Here is a 17,303-nt window from a genome sequence, read left to right on the forward strand (position 1 = left end):
GGCGTCCCATGGGTGTGGGCAACTTTGTTGAACGCCGGTGCATAGGCGTTCGTCGACGCAGTTTATCGAAAGCTGCTTGTCGCAACAAAAGTGAGTAACAATGGAGAGGTCGTCGTCCGCGAGCGTCGTCGCTACGCAAATGTGGCCATGGCGAGCTGCCGGCGGGCCTGGTTCGTCGGGCAGCGCGCTCAAGAAAAAATAGTACCAGCGAGCAATCCATTTTCACGGATGGGATTAAGATCACGTGCGCCCGGCCAGCCGATACGGCCCACACCAACCGCAACTTGGGATGAACTCGTCGCGTTCAGGGCTGCCGCGAAAAGGCTCGACTATCGCTCCATCGCAACTGCTGCTTTGTTGTCATGGGAGTGGCTGCAGCGGGAGCAGCACGTGTTTGGCTCCTTCGACATGTCGCACTACCGTCCTAGCGAACGGCCAAACAGCGTCAGGATCGTGCACCCAAAGAATGGAGAGGAAGCCTGGTGGCCACTGTTAGACGAAACGGGCGCCCCTCTCTTTCCTGAACTTATGGACGAGCTCGATGAGATGAAAAAGACCTCGCTCCCGGGGTTGGTATTCCGGCGTGACCATGCCCATCGTCGGTCGGTAACCCCGCTTCCATGGATTACGCCACGCAAGGACCTGCGCTATCTGCGCAGCGTGGTGAAAAAGATCATCGCAGCGGCCGACCTTCGTCAGGAACTTTCCTTTACTTCCTTCCGGCACGGAGGCTTCACCGAAGGTGCCGATAGCGATCTCACGGACGCAGAGTTGCGTGCCGCAGGCCGTCATAGATCAAGCCGCCAACTGCCAACCTACGCCAAGCGCACCGGCAAACAGTTGATCACAGCCACAAAGAAGCGTCGCGAGCAGCGCAGAAGAGCGCTCCTTGTTCGACTAAACGCCGATCACTCCTCGGAATAAAGCTGCTTTGAAGGACCACAGCATCCAACCGTGCCCTGACATGATCGCCTATTTTCCGGTCCAAGATGGCAATCGCTTCTCGCTGAACGCCTTCAATCCCTCCTTGGCGTCCTCGGTCATCGCGAGCAGCGCGATCTGGCTTTCGGTGTAGGCGATGCTCTCGTCGAAAGACATCGATGCGATGGCGCGCATGGCGTATTTGCCGCGGCGGATCGCGGTCGGCGATTTGTCGACGATGCGGCCGATCAGCCAGTCGACCTTGGCGTCGAGTTCGGCCGCAGGCACGACGTAATTGAGGAGGCCCGCGGCCTGCGCCGCCTTGACATCGAACGGCTCACCCGTGAGCGCCCATTCGTTGACAAGCCGCGGCGGCGCGATCCTCTGCAGCAGGCTCAGGACCTGCATCGGGAACACGCCGACCTTCACCTCCGGCAGGCCGAAGATGACGTGATCGGCTGCAACCGCCATGTCGGTCATGCACAATAGGCCCATGCCGCCGGCCATGCAGACGCCGCCAACCCGCGCAATCGCAGGCTTGGTGGCGTTCTGTGACAAACGTAGCAGATCCGCATAGTCGACATTTGGTTTGGAATGATCCATCGCGAAAGCCGCGCCGGAATTCTGCAGGTCGGCGCCCGCGCAGAACGCCTTGTCGCCCGCGCCCGTCAGCACAATGACGCGGACGTCCTTGTCGTCATGCGCGTCGCGATAGCCTTTGCTGATGCCGGCGATGACATCGCCGTTCAGCGCGTTGCGCTTCTCCGGCCGGTTGATGGTGATCCAGAGCGCCTGCCCGCGCTTCTCGGTAATGACGGCTGTGGTGTCGCTCATGGCACGCTCGCTTCCTTGGCCCGGTTTTGCTGTCATTTGCGGCAGCTCGGGCGCGAGGTGCAAGCGCAATCTGCGGCGAGGCGGAGCTTTAGCGCCTCGACACAAATTTAGAGAGCAATCGAAGCGACAGTGTGCTTCAGCCCGCGGCCGCCTTCCTGATCCAGACCTTGTTGTCGTGGAATGCCGCCCCGCCAATCGGCGCGATGGTGTCCGCGCCCGTCAGCATGTTGATGCCGCGGCCTCCGATATGGCCCTTGTTCGGGTGAACGGATTCGGCGATCAGAACGCCGCGCCGCACGCCCTCGAACAGCGTTGCGACCAGCGTGCTCTCACCACGGCCGTTGCCGAGCGTCACCGCATCGCCGTCGACGATGCCGAGCGCGGTCGCATCCAGCGGATGGATCATCACGCTCGCCCTGCCCTCGCGCGCCTGCGAGGACGGCGTCTCGTTGAAAGTCGTGTTGAGGAAGCTGCGCGAGGGGCTGGTCGCGAGGCGGAATGGATGGGCCTGATCCGTGTGCTCGATCACCGCCCAATGATCCGGCAGCGACGGCATCTTGTCGAAATCGCCCATCGTCTGACCGAACGGCGGATGCGCCCAATCAGCCTTGAAATGGAACTTTCCGTCGGCATGGGCGAAGCCGTCGAGATAATGCGAGGTGCGGAAATCGGGTTGCAGGTCGCGCCAGATATCAGCCTCCAAGCCGGCGATGTCGCCGTGATTGCTGAGCTTGAGCGTCGCGTCGATCAGTTCGCGGGGCGTCATGTCGAAACCCGGATGCTTCGCACCAAGCCGCGGCGCCAGCCCCTGCAACACCTCGTGATTGGAGCGGCATTCGCCGGGCGGGTCGATCAGCTTGGGCCCGACCGAAATGTGCTGATGGCCACCGCCGTAATAGAGATCGTCATGCTCCATGAACATGGTCGCCGGCAGCACGATGTCGGCCATCTCGGCGGTCTCGGTCATGAACTGCTCGTGCACCGCGACGAAAAGATCCTCGCGCGCAAAGCCCTGCCGTACCAGCGCCTGCTCCGGCGCCACCGTCATCGGGTTGGTGTTCTGGATCAGCATCGCCTTGACCGGGCCCCTGCCCTGCAGGGCTTCGGCATCGCCGGTGAGGATGCGGCCGATCTGCGACTGGTCGAGCGCGCGCGTGGTCTTGTCGATCGCATCGTGGCCTTCGATGATGGATTCGTTGAAATGCCAGAGCGCGTAATTGTTGAAGAAGGCGCCGCCGCCTTCATATTGCCAGGCGCCGGTCACGGCGGGAATGCACAGCGCCGCATGCATCTGCGTCGCGCCGTTGCGCGAGCGGGTGAAGCCGTAACCGAGACGCAGGAAGGTCCGCTTGGTCTCGCCGACGGCCTTGGCAAAGGCCTCGATCTCGGCCACCGGCACGCCTGAGATGGCCGAGGCCCATTCGGGTGTGCGCGTCTTCAGATGCGCCTCGAGCTCATCAGGGCAATCGGTGTATTTGTCCATGTAGGCGCGGTCGGCATAGCCGTCGCGGAACAGGACATGCATCACGCCGCAGGCAAACGCGCCGTCGGTGCCGGGTCGCAGGAGAATCTTGATGTCGGCCTGCTTCATGGTCTCGTTGTCGTAGATGTCGACCGCAGCGATTCTGGCGCCGCGCTCCTTGCGCGCGCGCGAGGCGTGCGTCATCACGTTGACCTGGGTGTTGACGGGATTTGTGCCCCAGATCACGACGAGGTCGGACAGCGCCATCTCGCGCGGGTCGACGCCGGCGATCTTGCCGGTGCCGATCGCGAACCCGATGCGCGCAACATTGGCGCAGATGGTCTGATAGAAGCGCGAATATTTTTTCACATGCGTGAGGCGATTGAGACCGTCGCGCATCACGAGGCCCATGGTGCCGGCGTAGTAATAGGGCCAGACCGATTCCGCGCCGAATTCGCGCTCGGCTTGATTGAAGCGATCGGCAATCTCATCCAGCGCCTCGTCCCAGGAGATCCGTGCGAATTGCCCAGAACCCTTCGGCCCAATGCGGCGCATCGGAAACGTCAGCCGCTCGGGGTGATGGATGCGCTCGGCGTAGCGGGCGACCTTGGCGCAGACGACGCCGGCCGTATAGGTCTGCTGCTTCGAACCGCGGACCCGGCCGATGCTGCGGCCCTCGACCACCTCGACATCGAGGGCACAGGCCGAGGGACAATCATGCGGGCAGGTCGAATGGCGGATTTCGATCTTGGCGTGCTGGTTCATGTCCCAGTTCGTAACACCAAAATGCCCGTCAGCCGAGGGCATTTATCCGGCAATTCCCATGCGATTTGCTCAGATCACGTGCGCTTCCGGTTCCTGCCGCGACTGCGAAGAGCGGCGCGGCCACAACGAGACGGTCGCGACATTCCCGGCACGATCGGCTTTGTGAGCGGTCGACAGTCCACATCCCCTGCCGCTACAGTGCCGGCCAACAAGAACGACATCAGGGAGGTGGGCATGAAAGCCCGAAGATTCATGCAGGCTCTGGCGGCCGGCGTGCTTGCCGCGTTCTCCGCGGCCTCCTCCTTGGCACAGGATTATCCGACCCGCTCGGTCCGCATCATCGTGCCCTTTGGCGCCGGCGGGCCTGCGGACGTCGCGGCCCGGCTGATCGGCAACGTGCTCCAGGAAAGCCTTGGCCAACCCTTCGTGATCGAGAACCGCACCGGCGCGGGCGGCGTCATCGGCACGGTCGAAGCGGCAAAGGCGGCCGCCGACGGCTACACGCTGTTGATGATGTCCAATACCCAGACCGCGAACGAATCCCTGCTGACGGGGGACAAGCGCAAATACGAGCTGATGCGCGATCTCGCGCCGATCGCGCCGGTGAACTCTTCCGATCTCGTCATCGTGGTGAATCCGCAAGTCGCAGCAAAGACGTTGCAGGAATTCATCGCGCTCGCTAGGACGCGGCCAGGCAAACTGAACTACGCCTCCTCCGGCCAGGGCACGCCCTATCACATGGCCGGCGAGCTGTTCAAAGTCATGGCCGGCGTCGATATCGTCCATGTGCCTTATCGCAACAGTGGCGAGGCGCGCAGCGGCGTGATCGGCGGACAGGTGCAGATGATGATCGACGCCGTGCCGGCAATGGCGCCGAACATCGGTGAGAACCAGGTCCGCGCGCTCGCCACCACCGGCAAGCAGCGCTCGGCCGTGCTGCCGAACGTGCCGACCGCGATCGAGGCCGGGGTGCCTGGCTACGAGGCGACGATCTGGCTCGGCCTGATGGCGCCGGCGGGGACGCCGAAGCCTGTCATCGACAAGCTCAACGCGGCCGTCAACGCAATGGTAAAGCGGCCCGACATCATCAGGCTCTGGACAGAACAAGGTGCCGTGCCCATGTCGATGACGCCGGAACAGTTCGAAAAATTCCTGCGCGGCGACATCGAGAAATGGGCCGACGTGGTCAAGAAGTTCGACAAGTCGTGAGGCCTTAGCGCGAGAATGCCTGCCATTCAATTCCAGCTCAACGGCGCAGCGATGGCCGTGGATGTCGATCCTGATCAGATCCTGCTCGACGTGCTGCGCAGCCGGCTCGGTGTCAACAGTGCGCATTTCGGCTGCGGCGCCGGTGAGTGCGGCGCCTGTTACGTCATGATCGACGGCCGCGCGATGGCTTCATGCGACATGCCGATGTGGTCGGTCGCCGGCAAGGACGTCATCACCGTGGAGGGCCTCGGCACGGTCGAGCAACCGCACGCGCTGCAACGTGCCTTCGTCTGCGAACAGGCGATGCAATGCGGCTATTGCGTATCGGGGATTCTGATCAGCGCTGCGGCGCTGCTGAAGCGCAATCCGTCACCGACGGAGGCCGAGGTTAGAGCCGTGCTGGACTGCAATCTCTGTCGCTGCGGATCGCACAACCGCATGGTCCGCGCCGTGCTGCGGGCGGCATCGGAGATGGCGACGTCATGAATGTGTCGTCCCCTGCCCCGAAGCTGTCGGCCAGCCTCGCGGCCAATCCAAGACTATCGTCCTGGGTGCGGTTCACCGCCGACGGCCGGGTAGCGATCTCGCCCGGCAAAGTGGAAATCGGCCAGGGCATCGTGACGGCGCTGGCGCAAATTGCGGCGGACGAGCTCGATCTCGATATCATCAGGATCGAGATGATCCGCGCCTCGACGGCAATGAGCCCGAACGAAGGCGTCACCTCGGGCAGCCTGTCGATCCAGCAATCCGGCCGCGCACTGCGCCACGCCTGCGCCGAGGTGCGCCAGCGCTTCCTCACTGCTGCATCGGAGCGCTTCGGCGTCGATGCGGCGCTGCTCCGTATCGATGACGGCACGATCTCGGGACCGGGCAATGTCAGCACCAGCTATTGGGAGCTGGCTGGCGAGGTCTCGCTGGACCACGACGTCACCGCGGGCGCGACAGCGAAAAGCGCCACCGAGCGTCTCGTCGCCGGACATTCCGTGCAGCGCGTCGACATTCCCGACAAGGTGTTCGCGCGGCCGCGCTTCATCCACGACTGGGCACTGCCGGGCCTGCTGCACGGACGCGTGCTGCGGCCGGATGTCTCGGGCGCCAGATTGACTGCGCTCAATGAGGAGGCTGCGCGCGCTGTCCCCGCTCTCGTCACGATCGTTCGCGACGGCGGCTTTGCCGGCGTGGTTGCTGACAGCGAGGCAGCGGCGGAAGCCGCTCTGAAAGCCTTACGCAAGGGCGCGACATGGTCGGCCGGCGATGCGCTGCCCGATGAAGATGATTTGACGGGCTTCCTAAGAAGCCAGCCGGTCGAGACCACCATCATCGAGATCAGGACCGGAGCGGCGACGAACAAGCCGGCCCAAACCCTGCGCCGCCAATACACCCGCCCCTACATCGCACACGGCTCGATCGCGCCGTCCTGCGCCATGGCGCAATGGGATGGCGATCGCGTCCATGTCTGGACCCACAGCCAGGGCGTCTATCTGCTGCGCGCCGATCTCGCGATCGTGCTGAAGCTGCCGGCCGGGAACATCGTCGTCGAGCACATGGAGGGCGCCGGCTGCTACGGACACAACGCGGCCGACGACGTCGCGCTCGACGCCGTGCTGCTGGCAAAGGCTGCCGTGGGCCATCCGGTGCGGGTGCAATGGTCGCGCCATGACGAGATGTCCCATGCGCCGTTCGGTGCGGCCATGGCTATCGAGATCGAGGCCGATGTCGACGCCGACAACGAGATCGTCGGCTGGCGTCACACCATCTGGAGCAACGGCCACGCGGCGCGGCCGGGGCGCGCGGCGCAGCCGGCGCTGCTTGCCGCGACTGAGATCGCAAACCCGTACCCGCGCATGATCTCGTCCAACCCGCCGGTCGCCAATGGCGGCGGCGCTGATCGCAACTCCGTTCCACTCTATGACCTCCCGGCCTGGACGATCACGAGCCACCGATTGCTGACGATGCCGGTACGCACCTCGGCGCTGCGGACCCTCGGCGCACAAGGCAATGTGTTCGCCATCGAATCCCTGCTCGACGAGATCGCCGCCCTGCGCGGCGAGGACCCGATCGCATTCCGTTTGCGCCATCTGCGCGACGAGCGCGCCAAGGACGTCATCCGCGCCGCTGCGCAACGCGCGGCGTGGAAACCGCAGAAGCGAACCGGCATCGGTCACGGCGTCGGCTTTGCGCGCTATAAGAACATGGGAGCCTACTGCGCCGCGATTGCCGAAATCGAAGGCACCGACGACATCCGCGTGAAGCGGCTGACGCTTGCCGTCGACGTTGGCGAAGCCATCAATCCGGACGGCGTCATCAACCAGATCGAGGGCGGCGCGATCCAGGCAACGAGCTGGGTGCTGAAGGAGCGTGTCCGCTTCGAGCGGGCGCGAATTACATCGACGTCCTGGACCGACTATCCGATCCTGAGATTCAGCGAAGTGCCGGCAGTGGATGTCGAGCTCATCCAGCGGCCGGAGACCGAGCCAGTTGGCGCCGGTGAGGCCGCGCACGGCCCGGTGACGGCCGCGATCGCCAATGCGGTCTACGACTGCCTCGGCGTGCGTGTGCGCGACCTGCCAATCACGCGCGACAGGATCATTGCAGCTGCGGAGCTTGCATCGTGACGACAGTGAACATTTTGAGCGGCGGCGCAGCGCAAGGACTGGTGCGCGGCCTCACCGACGCCTTTAACGCGCAGACCGGCTTCGGCATTGACGGCGAATTTGGCGCGGTCGGTATCATGGCCGACAAGTTGCGCGCGGGAAAACCTGCGGACCTCGTGATCCTGACGCAAGCCCTTCTTGCAAAGCTCATCGGGGAAAAGCTTGTCACGGCCTCCTCGATCGCTGATATCGGCCAGGTCGAGACTGCGCTGGCGGTCCGCAACCGAGATCCCGGGGTGACGGTGAGGACCGAATCCGATCTGCGTGAGGTCTTACGGAGCGCCGATGCGATCTACGTCCCCGATACCAAGGCTTCGACGGCGGGACAGCATGTCGCCAAGGTGCTGGATCAGCTCGGTATTGGCTATGAGGTCGCGTCACGCCTCATGATCTTTGCGAACGGCGCGACTGCGATGCGGGAGCTCGCGGCGTCCACCGCGCAAACGCCGATCGGCTGCACGCAGGCGACCGAGATCATCGCAACCGACGGCATCGCGCTATCGGGATCGCTGCCGCCGGGCTGCGAGCTCGTGACGATGTACACGGCCGGCATGACAGCGCGGGCCGCGCATCCAAAGGAGGCGGCCGCGCTGATCGCCCTGCTGACTGGCGCAGAGCAGAAGGAGCTGCGCCGGCGCGTGGGCTTTACCGGCTAGATGCAGATGGCCGCCTATTTGTGTAGCTGGGTAAGGCCTGTCGGTGGGCCGTCCACGGCCGTCCAGCCGCCGTCGATGAACATCGTGCTGCCGCTGACATAACTCGCGGCGTCCGAGGCGAGATAGGCCACCGCGGTGGCGACCTCGTCGGCGCTGCTCCAGCGGTTGAATACGGTATGGCCGGCGTAGAGATTGTAGATGTCAGGCCGCTGCTTGAACGGGCCGGTCAACGCGGTCTCGGCGATGCTCGGCGCGATCGCATTGACGCGCACGCCGGCATGCCCGACCTCGGAGGCAAAGCCCTTCACCAGAAGGCCGATCGCCGCTTTGGTCGAGCCATAGACGCCGAGGCCCGGCTCGATCGTGACTGCGCGCACCGAGGAGCAGGCGATGATGCTGCCGCCCTTCTGCTCGACCATGATGCGCCCAAAGGCCTGGAAGAACCAGACCGTGCCTTTGACGTTGAGGTTCAGGACGCGATCGAGATCCTCCTCGGTATAGTCGAGGATGGTCTTGCGGATATTGAGCCCGGGCGTCGTCACGGCGATGTCGAGCCGCGGAAACTTCTGCATCACGGTTTTGGCCAGCGCCTTGACGTCCGCGGCGCTTGCGGCGTCGCAGCTCGCCGCTTCCGCCCAGCCGCCCTTGTCCCGAATGCCGGCGGCGGTCGCTTCCGCCGCATCAAACGCGCGATCGGCGCAAACGACGCGGGCACCGAGCCCGGCCAGCGCCTCGGCCGACGACTTGCCGATGCCGGATGCGGCGCCGAGAACGACTGCGGTCTTGCCGGTGAGATCGAAAAGCTTGCGATAGTCCGTCACTGATAGCTTCTCCCTGATGCTGCTATCCCTTGTAGCCCATCAGCAGGCGGGGCAGCCACAGCGAGAACGCAGGGACGTAGGTCACGAACATCAGTGCTGCGATCAGGGCGGCATAGAACGGCAGGATGGTGCGCATCACCGCGCCGACCGAGATGCCGCCGATGGCGCAGCCCACGAACTGCGTCGTTCCGACCGGTGGCGTGTTCAGCCCCAGCGCGCAATTGATCAGCATCAGCATGCCGAACTGCACCGGATCCATGCCCGCCTTCATCGCGATCGGCAGGAAGATCGGGGTGCAGATCAGGATGGTCGCGGCCATGTCCATGAACGTGCCGAGCACGAACAGGATGACGTTGATGAGCAGGAAGATGACCCAGGGTTGGGTCGAGACCTTGCTCATCATCGCGCCGGCGAGATCGGCGACTTCATATAGCCCCATCAGATACTGGAACATGGTGGAGACGCCGATCAGCAACAGCACCACGCCGGTCGTCTTCACCGCCTTGGCGGCGGCACGCAGGAAGTTGCCCCAGGTCATGGTGCGGTAGATGAAGAACGTCAGCAGGATCGTGTAGGTGACCGCGACGGCTGCCGATTCAGTGGCCGTGAAGACGCCGGATAGGATGCCCGCCAGGATGATGCCGACAATCAGAAGGCCAGGCAGCGCGGCGGCGAGCGAGCGGAAGACCTCGGCCCAGCCCGGAAACTTGCCGGCCGGATAGCCGCGCTTCACCGCGACTGCGTAGGCGGCAACCAGCATGCACACCATCAGCACGAGCGCCGGCAGCAGGCCGGCGGCGATCAGCGCGCCGATCGAGACCTTGCCGCCGGCGGCCAGGGCATAGATGATCATGTTGTGGCTGGTCGGCATCAAGGCTCCGACCAGCGAGGCATGGGTGGTGACGTTGACGGCGTAGTCGGTGTCGAACCCCTCCTTCTTCATCATCGGGATCATCACCGCGCCCATCGCCGACACGTCGGCCACAGGCGAGCCGGAGACGCCGCCGAACAGCGTGCAGGCGACAACGTTGGACATGCCGAGCCCGCCGCGGATGTGCCCGACGAGATTCTTGGCGAGCTGCACGATCTTGTCGGCGACGCCGCCATGCAGCATCAGCTCACCGCTGAAGACGAAGAACGGAATGGCGAGGAACGAGAAGATGTTCATCCCCGACATCATCTGCTGGAAGATGACGGCAACCGGCAGACCTTCGTACAGGATGGTACAGATCGCCGAGAGGCCAATCGCGAAGGCGACGGGGACGCCGAGGACCAGGAAGCCGAAGAACGTGGCGCCGAGGATGATCAGTTCCATGAGGGGACGACCTCTTCGCCGCGCAGGAGAGCAACGATATGCTCGATTGAAAAGGAGACGATCAGGACACCGGAGGCGATCAGCGGCACGTAACGGATCACCTCGGGCAGGCCGAGATTGGGGATCTTCACCGTTCCAACCGACGCCCCCAGGATCCAGCCGTTATAGGCCATCGCAATGCCGAACACGGCCACCAGGACGTGGATCACGAGCTCGATCTTTTCCCGAATGTAATCCGGAAGCATCACAAGCAGACTGTCCATGCCGATGTGTCCGGCATCGCGCACACCGACAGCGGCGCCGATCAAGGTGACATACAGGATCAGAACCAGCGCAAGGTTCTCCGTCCAGGTCGGGCTCGAATTGAGCACGTAACGCCCGAACACCTGATAGAACACGATGATGACGATGCCGAGCAGGCCGGTCACGGACAGATACATGCCCGCGCGCGCGACGGGAGCATTGATCCGCGACAGCAAGCCGGTGGACGGGCGTCCGGCGACCGCCTCGTGGCTTGCGACGTGTGGATCTGTCATCCCGTCCCTCCCGCGCGAGGGTCCGGCGTCGCAACGCAGGGCGACTCCGGACCCGGCACCGCTGTGCTTACTTCGTGTCCTGGATGCGCTTGACGAGGCTCTGGAGCTTCTCGTCACCGGCGAACTTCGTGTAGACCGGCTTCATCGCCTCGACGAATTCCGCCTTGTTGGCGATGGTCACGACCTGAACGCCGGCCGCCTCGACCGTCTTGCGGGAGGCCTGCTCGCGCTCGTCCCAGAGCTTGCGCATGACAGGCACCGATTCCTTGGCCGCCTTGCGGACCATCGCCTGATCTTCCTTGCTCAGCGTGTCCCAGACCTTCTTCGACATCACGAGAACTTCCGGCGCCAGCGAGTGCTCGGTGACGTTGTAGAACTTGGCGGCCTCGAAATGGCGCGAGGACTCGTAGGACGGCCAGTTGTTCTCGGCAGCGTCCACGAGGCCGGTCTTGAGCGCGGTATAGACCTCGCCATAAGGCATCGGCGTCGGGTTGGCCCCGAGGCTCTGGATCATGCCGACCCATAGATCGGATTGCTGGACGCGGATCTTCAGGCCCTTGAGGTCGGCGAGCGACTTGACCGGTGCCTTAACGGTGTAGATGGACCGGGCCCCGCTATCGTAATAGGCAAGTCCGACCAGTCCCGCCGGCTCCATCGCCGCCAGGATCTCATCGCCGATGGGACCGTCAAGGACGGTGCGCATGTGCTGCGTGTCCCGGAAGACGAAAGGCAGGCACAACGCGATGGTTTCCGGCACGAAATTGTTCAGCGGCGATGCGTTGATCCGCATCATGTCGAGAGCGCCGATCTTGAGCTGCTCGATGGTATCCTTCTCGGAGCCCAGGGCTCCGTTGGGAAACACCTTCACGCCGAGCTTGCCGCCGCTCGCCGCCGCGAGCTGCTTGCCCATGAACTTGACGGCCTCGACGGTCGGATAATCGACGGGGTGGATGTCGGCGGAGCGGAAATCGCGTGCGGTCGCCAGGGGCGCTGAGACCGCCAAGGCAAGGGCTGTGATGATACCGGTGAGCGTCTTCATCTGCTTTCCTCCTGGTCGATTGAGTTGATTATGTCGTTGTCGGCCGGCTGCGGGCCGCCTTGGGTCGCTCCACTTCAGGTGTGAAGTCAAGCGCCAATGTCGTCCGTAGGGCGGGCGGCATTCTGAGTCCAAGCCAAATCCAGCATTGATCAATGCAAGACTTGCATCGATCAATTTCGGGCGCAATTCGCATTCTGGTGGGCACGGTGGGCTGGCTCGACGTCGCCGGCACGTGACTTGACGCCGCCTACCGAGCCCCCTCAACATGTTCGAAACAGCGGACCATATCGAGGAAAATGCCCATGCCGCGGAAGCTGATCGATATCTCAGTGCCGCTCCGAAACGACGTGACTGCCGATCCGCCAGGCAACCATCCGACGATCCAGTACATCGATCACCAACAAGGGCTGCCGCGCATGCTGCAGTTCTTCGATGGCCTCAAGGCGGAAGACCTTCCGGATGGCCAGGGCTGGGCCGTCGAGCAGGTCGCGCTGTCGACCCACAACGGGACGCATCTCGATGCGCCCTGGCACTTCCATCCGACGATGAACCGGGGCGAACGGTCGTGGACGATCGACGAAGTGCCGTTGGAATGGTGCTTTCAACCCGGCGTGAAGCTCGACTTCCAGCATCTGCCCGATGGCTACGTGGCGAGCGCCGGGGACGTCGAGAAGGAGCTGAAACGGATCGGACACACGCTGGCGCCGCTGGAGATCGTCGTCGTCAACACCAGCGCCGGCGCGAAATTCGGCCAAGCCGATTACGTCAATTCCGGCTGCGGCATGGGCTATGAGGCCACGATGTACCTGCTCGAACGCGGCGTCCGCCTGACCGGCACCGATGGCTGGAGCTGGGACGCGCCGTTCGTCTACACCGCGAAGAAATATGCCGAAACAAGGGATGCCGGCCTGATCTGGGAAGGCCACAAGGCAGGGCGGCACATCGGCTATTGCCATCTCGAGAAGCTGCACAACCTCGATCAATTGCCCTCGACCGGCTTCACGGTCTCATGCTTCCCGGTCAAGATCGAACGCGCCTCCGCCGGTTGGACCCGCGCGGTCGCCATCGTCGACGATCAGGTCTGAGATATCACTCGCCGGAGAGGCCGCTCTCCGCGAGTTCGCGCAGCGCATCGATATCCAGCACGACGATGGCGCCGTGCTCGAGACGAACCCAATTGCGGCCGGCCCAGACGCGCAATTGCTTGTTGATGCTCTCGCGCGTCATGCCCACCATCTCGCTGATCTCCTGCTGGGTGATCGCGAGTGTGCCGCTGCCGGAGTCGAACTTGCGCTCCTCGGTGAGACCGATCAGCGCGCTGGCAAGCCGGCCCGGCAGGTTCTGCAGGATCACCTGCTCGACCTGCTGGCTGGTCCAGCGCAGGCGCGCGCAGAGCAGCTCGATGAATTTCATCGCCAGCGCCGGCTGGCTCTTCACGAATGGCAGGAAATCCCGGCGATCGATGATGTAGAGCTCGCAATTGGTGTTCGCGGTCGCATCGGCCGACCTCGGCGCGCCGTCGAGCACCGCGATCTCGCCAAAGATCTCTCCGGGACCGATCAGATTGAGAATGGCATTCCGCCCATCCGGCGACGAAGAGGAGATCTTCACCGTTCCCGAAATCACCGCGAACAGATTGTTGCCGGGATCGCCCTTGGCGGCGATCGTCGCACCGCGCTTCACGGTTGTGTGCTTGGCATAGCGGCAGAGCTGATCGAGCGCCTCCGGCTCCAGATCCGCGAAGATCGGGTGCTTGCGCAGAACCGATAGCTTGTTGCCCGCTGACTGTCGGGGGTCGCCGGTCTTGTCCTGAGGCACGCCACGGGGCTCCTAAGACTGCGAGGCATCGAGGTTCCTGCGTAGTCAACGTTATCAGGCTTTTCAACCGGAAAGCATGGGCGCGGTTTTAGGCAAATGCCGCGAAAATGCCCCGGCTAGGCGAAAGGGCGGCAACCGAAGGATGCGTCCATGCATTTAGATCGCTGCAAAATTGCAGGCAGTGCAAGTCGCGATTGCGTTGAGGCGCTGCCGAACGCCCGATACCGGTCGGGCATCGGTTGGCCAACGGGTCTGTCACATCTCGGGCTGAAGCCCCTCCTAGCGGGTAAGCTCAGAGCTTCAGCCTGACTTCGCAGATATCAGGTTCGGTCGGATCCGGCTTGACCGCGAAGCCGAGCTGGCGGCACATCTCGAGCATCACGATGTTCTCTTGGAGCACGTCGCCCGATATGGTCTTGAGCCCTTCCGACTTCGCGTAGTCGATGATCAGCTGCATCAGGGCCCATCCTAATCCCCTGCCCTTGAGGTCGGACCGCAGCAGGATGGCATATTCGCCGCTTTCGTAGATCGAGTCCGAGTGGAGCCGGACGACGCCGACCATCTCACCGGTCTCCTCGGCGAATGCGATGAAGGCCATCGCACGCGCATAGTCGAGCTGGGTCAGGCGCGCGATGAACTCGTGGGTGAACTCCTTCATCGGCGCGAAGAAGCGCAGGCGGAGGTCGTGCGGCGTGACGTGACGCAGGAATTCGTGGATGGTCGGCTCGTCCTCGGGGCGCAAGGGCCGCACGAAGATGCGCCAGCCGTCCTTCAGTACCAGGCGGCGCTCCCATTGCGACGGATAGGCCCGAACGGCGAAATTGGCCGGGCCGGAGCCGGCGAACTTCCGCTGCGGCGGAGCCACGGCGACGCGGGCATCGACCGCGGTCACACCGGTTTCGTCCGCGAGTAGCGGGTTGATGTCGAATTCGCGGATTTCGGGAATGTCAGCGGCCATCTGCGCCAGCTTGACCAGCACCATGGCGACGGCATCCGGCTTCACTGCCGGTACGTCTCGGTAGGCGCGAAGCAGCCGCGACACGCGCGTGCGATCGATCAGGTCGCGGGCGAGTTGCAGGTCGAGCGGCGGAAGCGCAAGCGCCTTGTCGTTGATGATCTCCACAGCCGTCCCGCCCCGGCCGAAGACGACGACGGTGCCGAAGGTGGGGTCATCGGCAAGACCGAGGATCAGCTCGCGCGCCTTCGCCTTGACCACCATCGCTTGCACGATGACGCCGCCGATGCGGGCTTCGGGACGCAGTTTTCTGGCCCGGTCGAGAATATCGGTGGCAGCCGCGCGCACCCCATCCGGCGTGGTCAGATTGAGAACGACGCCGCCGACATCCGATTTGTGGACGATGTCACGTGACATGATTTTCAGCACGACAGTCAGGCCTTGCGCGAACATGTCGCTCGCATAGGCCACCGCCTGCTCGACATTGGTCGCAGCATAGGTCGGCACCATCGCGATTTCGTAGGTTTCGAGCAGGTGCTTGATCTCGACCGGCTCGAGCCATTTGCGGCCGTCGGCGATCGCAGCAGTGACGATCCGCTTCGCGGCCGGCGCGTCCGGCACGAACGTATCGGGCATCGCCGGCGGAACCTGGCTCAGCTCCTCCACCACCTCGCGGTGCCGGACCAGATGCATGAAGCCGCGCACGGCATCGTCCTCGGTCGGGTAGTTCGGAATGCCCCCGCCGGAGAGCGTCCGAATGATGTCTTGATCGGCTCCGACCCAGGCGGCAAGGACGGGCTTTGCCCACTGGCGGTGCTGCTCGCGGTATTTTCTGACGAACTCCGTCACGCTCGTGGCGATGTCGGCCGCTGAGGCGATCGCCGTCTGCACGTTGAGGACAAGCACGGCATCATTGTCGGGATCGGCGAGCAGCACCTCCAGCGCCGCCGCGTAGCGCGAGGCGTCGGCGTCGCCCACGATGTCGACGGGATTTGCACCGGACCAGGTCGGCGGCAGCACGTCATCGAGCTTCCTGCGCCCGTCCGCCGAGATCGGCGCCGGGATTCCGCCAAGCTCGACCAATCGATCGATGGCAAGGACGCCGATGCCACCGCCATTGGTCAGGATAGCAAGGCGCTTGCCCGTCGGCGATTCAACGCGGCCGAGCGTCTCGGCGCAATCGAACAGCTCGCGCAGATCGGAGACCCGCAGCGCGCCCGCGCGGCGGAACGCCGCGTCATAGACGGCGTCGGCGCCGGCGAGCGCGCCGGTATGCGTGGCCGCGGCCTTCGCCCCCTGCGCCATCCGGCCGGACTTCACCAGGACGACCGGTTTCACGCGCGCGGCGGCGCGCGCCGCCGACATGAACTTGCGAGCGTCCTTGATAGCTTCGATATAGAGCAGGATCGCGCGGGTCTTGTGATCCATCGCGAAATAGTCCAGCAAATCGGCAAGGTCGACATCGATCTGATCGCCGATCGAGACAATGCCGGAGAAACCGACGCCGCGCTGCGCCGCCCAATCGACCATGCCGGCCGCGATCGCGCCCGATTGCGAGATCAGCGCGAGACTTCCCGCGCCTGGCATGTGTGCTGCGAAGCTGGCATTGAGGCTCACTCCAGGCATCATGATGCCGAGACAATTTGGACCAATCAGCCGCATGCCGTATTTGCGGGCAGCAGTGATAGCAGCCTCGTGGAGGGATCCCGGTCCGTGGCCGAGCCCGGCCGAGACGATCAGCGCGCCCGCCGACCCGCGACGTCCGGCCTGGTCGATGATGCCGGGAACTTCCTGCGCCGGCGCAGTAATGATCACGAGCTCGGGGACGAAGTCCAACCTGTCCAGATTCTTCACCGCGGCTATGCCGCCGATCTCGGCGTGACGCGGATTGACCAGGCCGAATTCCCCTTTGAATTCTGCGCTGCGGATGTTCTGCAGGACGGCGCGTCCCACGGAGACCGGGCGGGCACTCGCGCCGACCAGCGCGAGGGAACGCGGCGACAGCAGATTCTTGAGGCGGTAGGTCGACATGAAAGCAAATGCGCCCGGTCGCTGGCGGTTCCGATGGTGGAAGATCGGGCCGCAAACTGTTCAGTTTAGTGCGAGATCATAACCCAGCAGGATGGCTGGCCAATGACGGTCTTTATCACACCGCCCCTAACGATCCCGTTCAGACGCGAATGATGGCAGATCGCTTTTCCTTGGCCGCCAGAGTAGTCCGGCTTTCGTCGCGACGCTTGATCTCCGTCAAGCGCGGTACCGGCAGCTTGGAGGGACGTTGACCAAAGTCAAGGACTGGCCACCATCTCGTTCCAGGG

At 63.9% G+C, this 17,303-nt stretch carries 14 protein-coding genes; 6 read left to right on the top strand and 8 right to left on the bottom strand.

What is annotated here, in order from left to right; all coding sequences use genetic code 11:
- Positions 1–90 precede the first annotated feature (90 nt).
- The gene (locus IVA98_RS06305; RefSeq protein WP_247354488.1) at positions 91–924 is read left to right on the top strand and encodes a hypothetical protein; all 834 of its coding nucleotides are present in this window, start codon (positions 91–93) and stop codon (positions 922–924) included.
- A gap of 48 nt (positions 925–972) precedes the next feature.
- Here IVA98_RS06305 and IVA98_RS06310 read toward each other — a convergent pair whose 3' ends face one another.
- Together IVA98_RS06310 and IVA98_RS06315 are read right to left on the bottom strand one after the other, a co-directional pair.
- Positions 973–1,755 (bottom strand): enoyl-CoA hydratase/isomerase family protein, encoded by a 783-nt coding sequence (locus IVA98_RS06310; protein ID WP_247303486.1) that lies wholly within the window; start codon positions 1,753–1,755, stop codon positions 973–975.
- Positions 1,756–1,891: 136 nt separating this feature from the next.
- A complete protein-coding gene (locus IVA98_RS06315) occupies positions 1,892–3,982 on the bottom strand; it encodes a molybdopterin oxidoreductase family protein (protein WP_247332795.1) in 2,091 nt (696 codons plus the stop codon).
- Between the two features lie 234 nt (positions 3,983–4,216).
- On the opposite strand from IVA98_RS06315, the gene IVA98_RS06320 reads away from it, so the two are divergent.
- The 4 genes from IVA98_RS06320 to IVA98_RS06335 are packed head-to-tail and all read left to right on the top strand — an operon-like array spanning position 4,217 to position 8,501.
- On the top strand, positions 4,217–5,191 hold the full coding sequence (locus IVA98_RS06320; RefSeq protein ID WP_247354489.1) for a tripartite tricarboxylate transporter substrate binding protein: 975 nt from the start codon (positions 4,217–4,219) through the stop codon (positions 5,189–5,191).
- 15 nt (positions 5,192–5,206) lie between these two features.
- The gene (locus IVA98_RS06325; protein ID WP_247354490.1) at positions 5,207–5,677 is read left to right on the top strand and encodes a (2Fe-2S)-binding protein; all 471 of its coding nucleotides are present in this window, start codon (positions 5,207–5,209) and stop codon (positions 5,675–5,677) included.
- Positions 5,674–7,806: a xanthine dehydrogenase family protein molybdopterin-binding subunit gene (locus IVA98_RS06330; protein ID WP_247354491.1), complete on the top strand. Its 2,133-nt coding sequence runs from the start codon at positions 5,674–5,676 to the stop codon at positions 7,804–7,806. The genes IVA98_RS06325 and IVA98_RS06330 overlap by 4 nt, the downstream gene beginning before the upstream one ends.
- A complete protein-coding gene (locus IVA98_RS06335; RefSeq protein WP_247354492.1) occupies positions 7,803–8,501 on the top strand; it encodes a molybdate ABC transporter substrate-binding protein in 699 nt (232 codons plus the stop codon). The genes IVA98_RS06330 and IVA98_RS06335 overlap by 4 nt, the downstream gene beginning before the upstream one ends.
- A gap of 14 nt (positions 8,502–8,515) precedes the next feature.
- On the opposite strand, the gene IVA98_RS06340 is transcribed toward IVA98_RS06335, so the two are convergent.
- The 4 genes from IVA98_RS06340 to IVA98_RS06355 form a co-directional block, all read right to left on the bottom strand.
- Positions 8,516–9,322: an SDR family NAD(P)-dependent oxidoreductase gene (locus IVA98_RS06340; RefSeq protein WP_247280618.1), complete on the bottom strand. Its 807-nt coding sequence runs from the start codon at positions 9,320–9,322 to the stop codon at positions 8,516–8,518.
- A gap of 22 nt (positions 9,323–9,344) precedes the next feature.
- Positions 9,345–10,637 carry a TRAP transporter large permease gene (locus tag IVA98_RS06345; protein ID WP_247354493.1) on the bottom strand — a complete coding sequence of 431 codons (1,293 nt, stop codon included), beginning with the start codon at positions 10,635–10,637 and terminating at the stop codon, positions 9,345–9,347.
- A complete protein-coding gene (locus tag IVA98_RS06350) occupies positions 10,628–11,173 on the bottom strand; it encodes a TRAP transporter small permease (protein WP_247280616.1) in 546 nt (181 codons plus the stop codon). Before IVA98_RS06350 ends, IVA98_RS06345 begins: the two co-directional genes overlap by 10 nt.
- Before the next feature lie 67 nt (positions 11,174–11,240).
- Positions 11,241–12,212, bottom strand: coding sequence for a TRAP transporter substrate-binding protein (locus IVA98_RS06355; RefSeq protein WP_247354494.1), 972 nt, complete (start codon positions 12,210–12,212; stop codon positions 11,241–11,243).
- A 302-nt stretch (positions 12,213–12,514) separates the two neighbouring features.
- Here IVA98_RS06355 and IVA98_RS06360 point away from each other — a divergent pair, with 302 nt between their 5' ends.
- Positions 12,515–13,297: a cyclase family protein gene (locus IVA98_RS06360; protein ID WP_247354495.1), complete on the top strand. Its 783-nt coding sequence runs from the start codon at positions 12,515–12,517 to the stop codon at positions 13,295–13,297.
- Between the two features lie 4 nt (positions 13,298–13,301).
- On the opposite strand, the gene IVA98_RS06365 is transcribed toward IVA98_RS06360, so the two are convergent.
- Positions 13,302–14,030 (bottom strand): Crp/Fnr family transcriptional regulator, encoded by a 729-nt coding sequence (locus IVA98_RS06365; RefSeq protein ID WP_247332784.1) that lies wholly within the window; start codon positions 14,028–14,030, stop codon positions 13,302–13,304.
- A 292-nt stretch (positions 14,031–14,322) separates the two neighbouring features.
- Positions 14,323–17,016 carry a bifunctional acetate--CoA ligase family protein/GNAT family N-acetyltransferase gene (locus IVA98_RS06370; RefSeq protein ID WP_247354496.1) on the bottom strand — a complete coding sequence of 898 codons (2,694 nt, stop codon included), beginning with the start codon at positions 17,014–17,016 and terminating at the stop codon, positions 14,323–14,325.
- Positions 17,017–17,303 lie beyond the last annotated feature (287 nt).

Origin of the sequence: Bradyrhizobium sp. 160, from assembly GCF_023073735.1 — a bacterium.
In the GTDB taxonomy this organism is placed as follows: Bacteria; Pseudomonadota; Alphaproteobacteria; order Rhizobiales; family Xanthobacteraceae; genus Bradyrhizobium.

What these genes read in the sequence shown, in the direction of transcription:
- IVA98_RS06310 (WP_247303486.1), bottom strand. Translation starts at nt 1,755, where the DNA reads ATGAGCGACACCACAGCCGTCATTACCGAGAAGCGCGGGCAGGCGCTC.
- IVA98_RS06315 (WP_247332795.1), bottom strand. Translation starts at nt 3,982, where the DNA reads ATGAACCAGCACGCCAAGATCGAAATCCGCCATTCGACCTGCCCGCAT.
- IVA98_RS06320 (WP_247354489.1), top strand. Translation starts at nt 4,217, where the DNA reads ATGAAAGCCCGAAGATTCATGCAGGCTCTGGCGGCCGGCGTGCTTGCC.
- IVA98_RS06325 (WP_247354490.1), top strand. Translation starts at nt 5,207, where the DNA reads ATGCCTGCCATTCAATTCCAGCTCAACGGCGCAGCGATGGCCGTGGAT.
- IVA98_RS06330 (WP_247354491.1), top strand. Translation starts at nt 5,674, where the DNA reads ATGAATGTGTCGTCCCCTGCCCCGAAGCTGTCGGCCAGCCTCGCGGCC.
- IVA98_RS06345 (WP_247354493.1), bottom strand. Translation starts at nt 10,637, where the DNA reads ATGGAACTGATCATCCTCGGCGCCACGTTCTTCGGCTTCCTGGTCCTC.
- IVA98_RS06350 (WP_247280616.1), bottom strand. Translation starts at nt 11,173, where the DNA reads ATGACAGATCCACACGTCGCAAGCCACGAGGCGGTCGCCGGACGCCCG.
- IVA98_RS06355 (WP_247354494.1), bottom strand. Translation starts at nt 12,212, where the DNA reads ATGAAGACGCTCACCGGTATCATCACAGCCCTTGCCTTGGCGGTCTCA.
- IVA98_RS06360 (WP_247354495.1), top strand. Translation starts at nt 12,515, where the DNA reads ATGCCGCGGAAGCTGATCGATATCTCAGTGCCGCTCCGAAACGACGTG.
- IVA98_RS06370 (WP_247354496.1), bottom strand. Translation starts at nt 17,016, where the DNA reads ATGTCGACCTACCGCCTCAAGAATCTGCTGTCGCCGCGTTCCCTCGCG.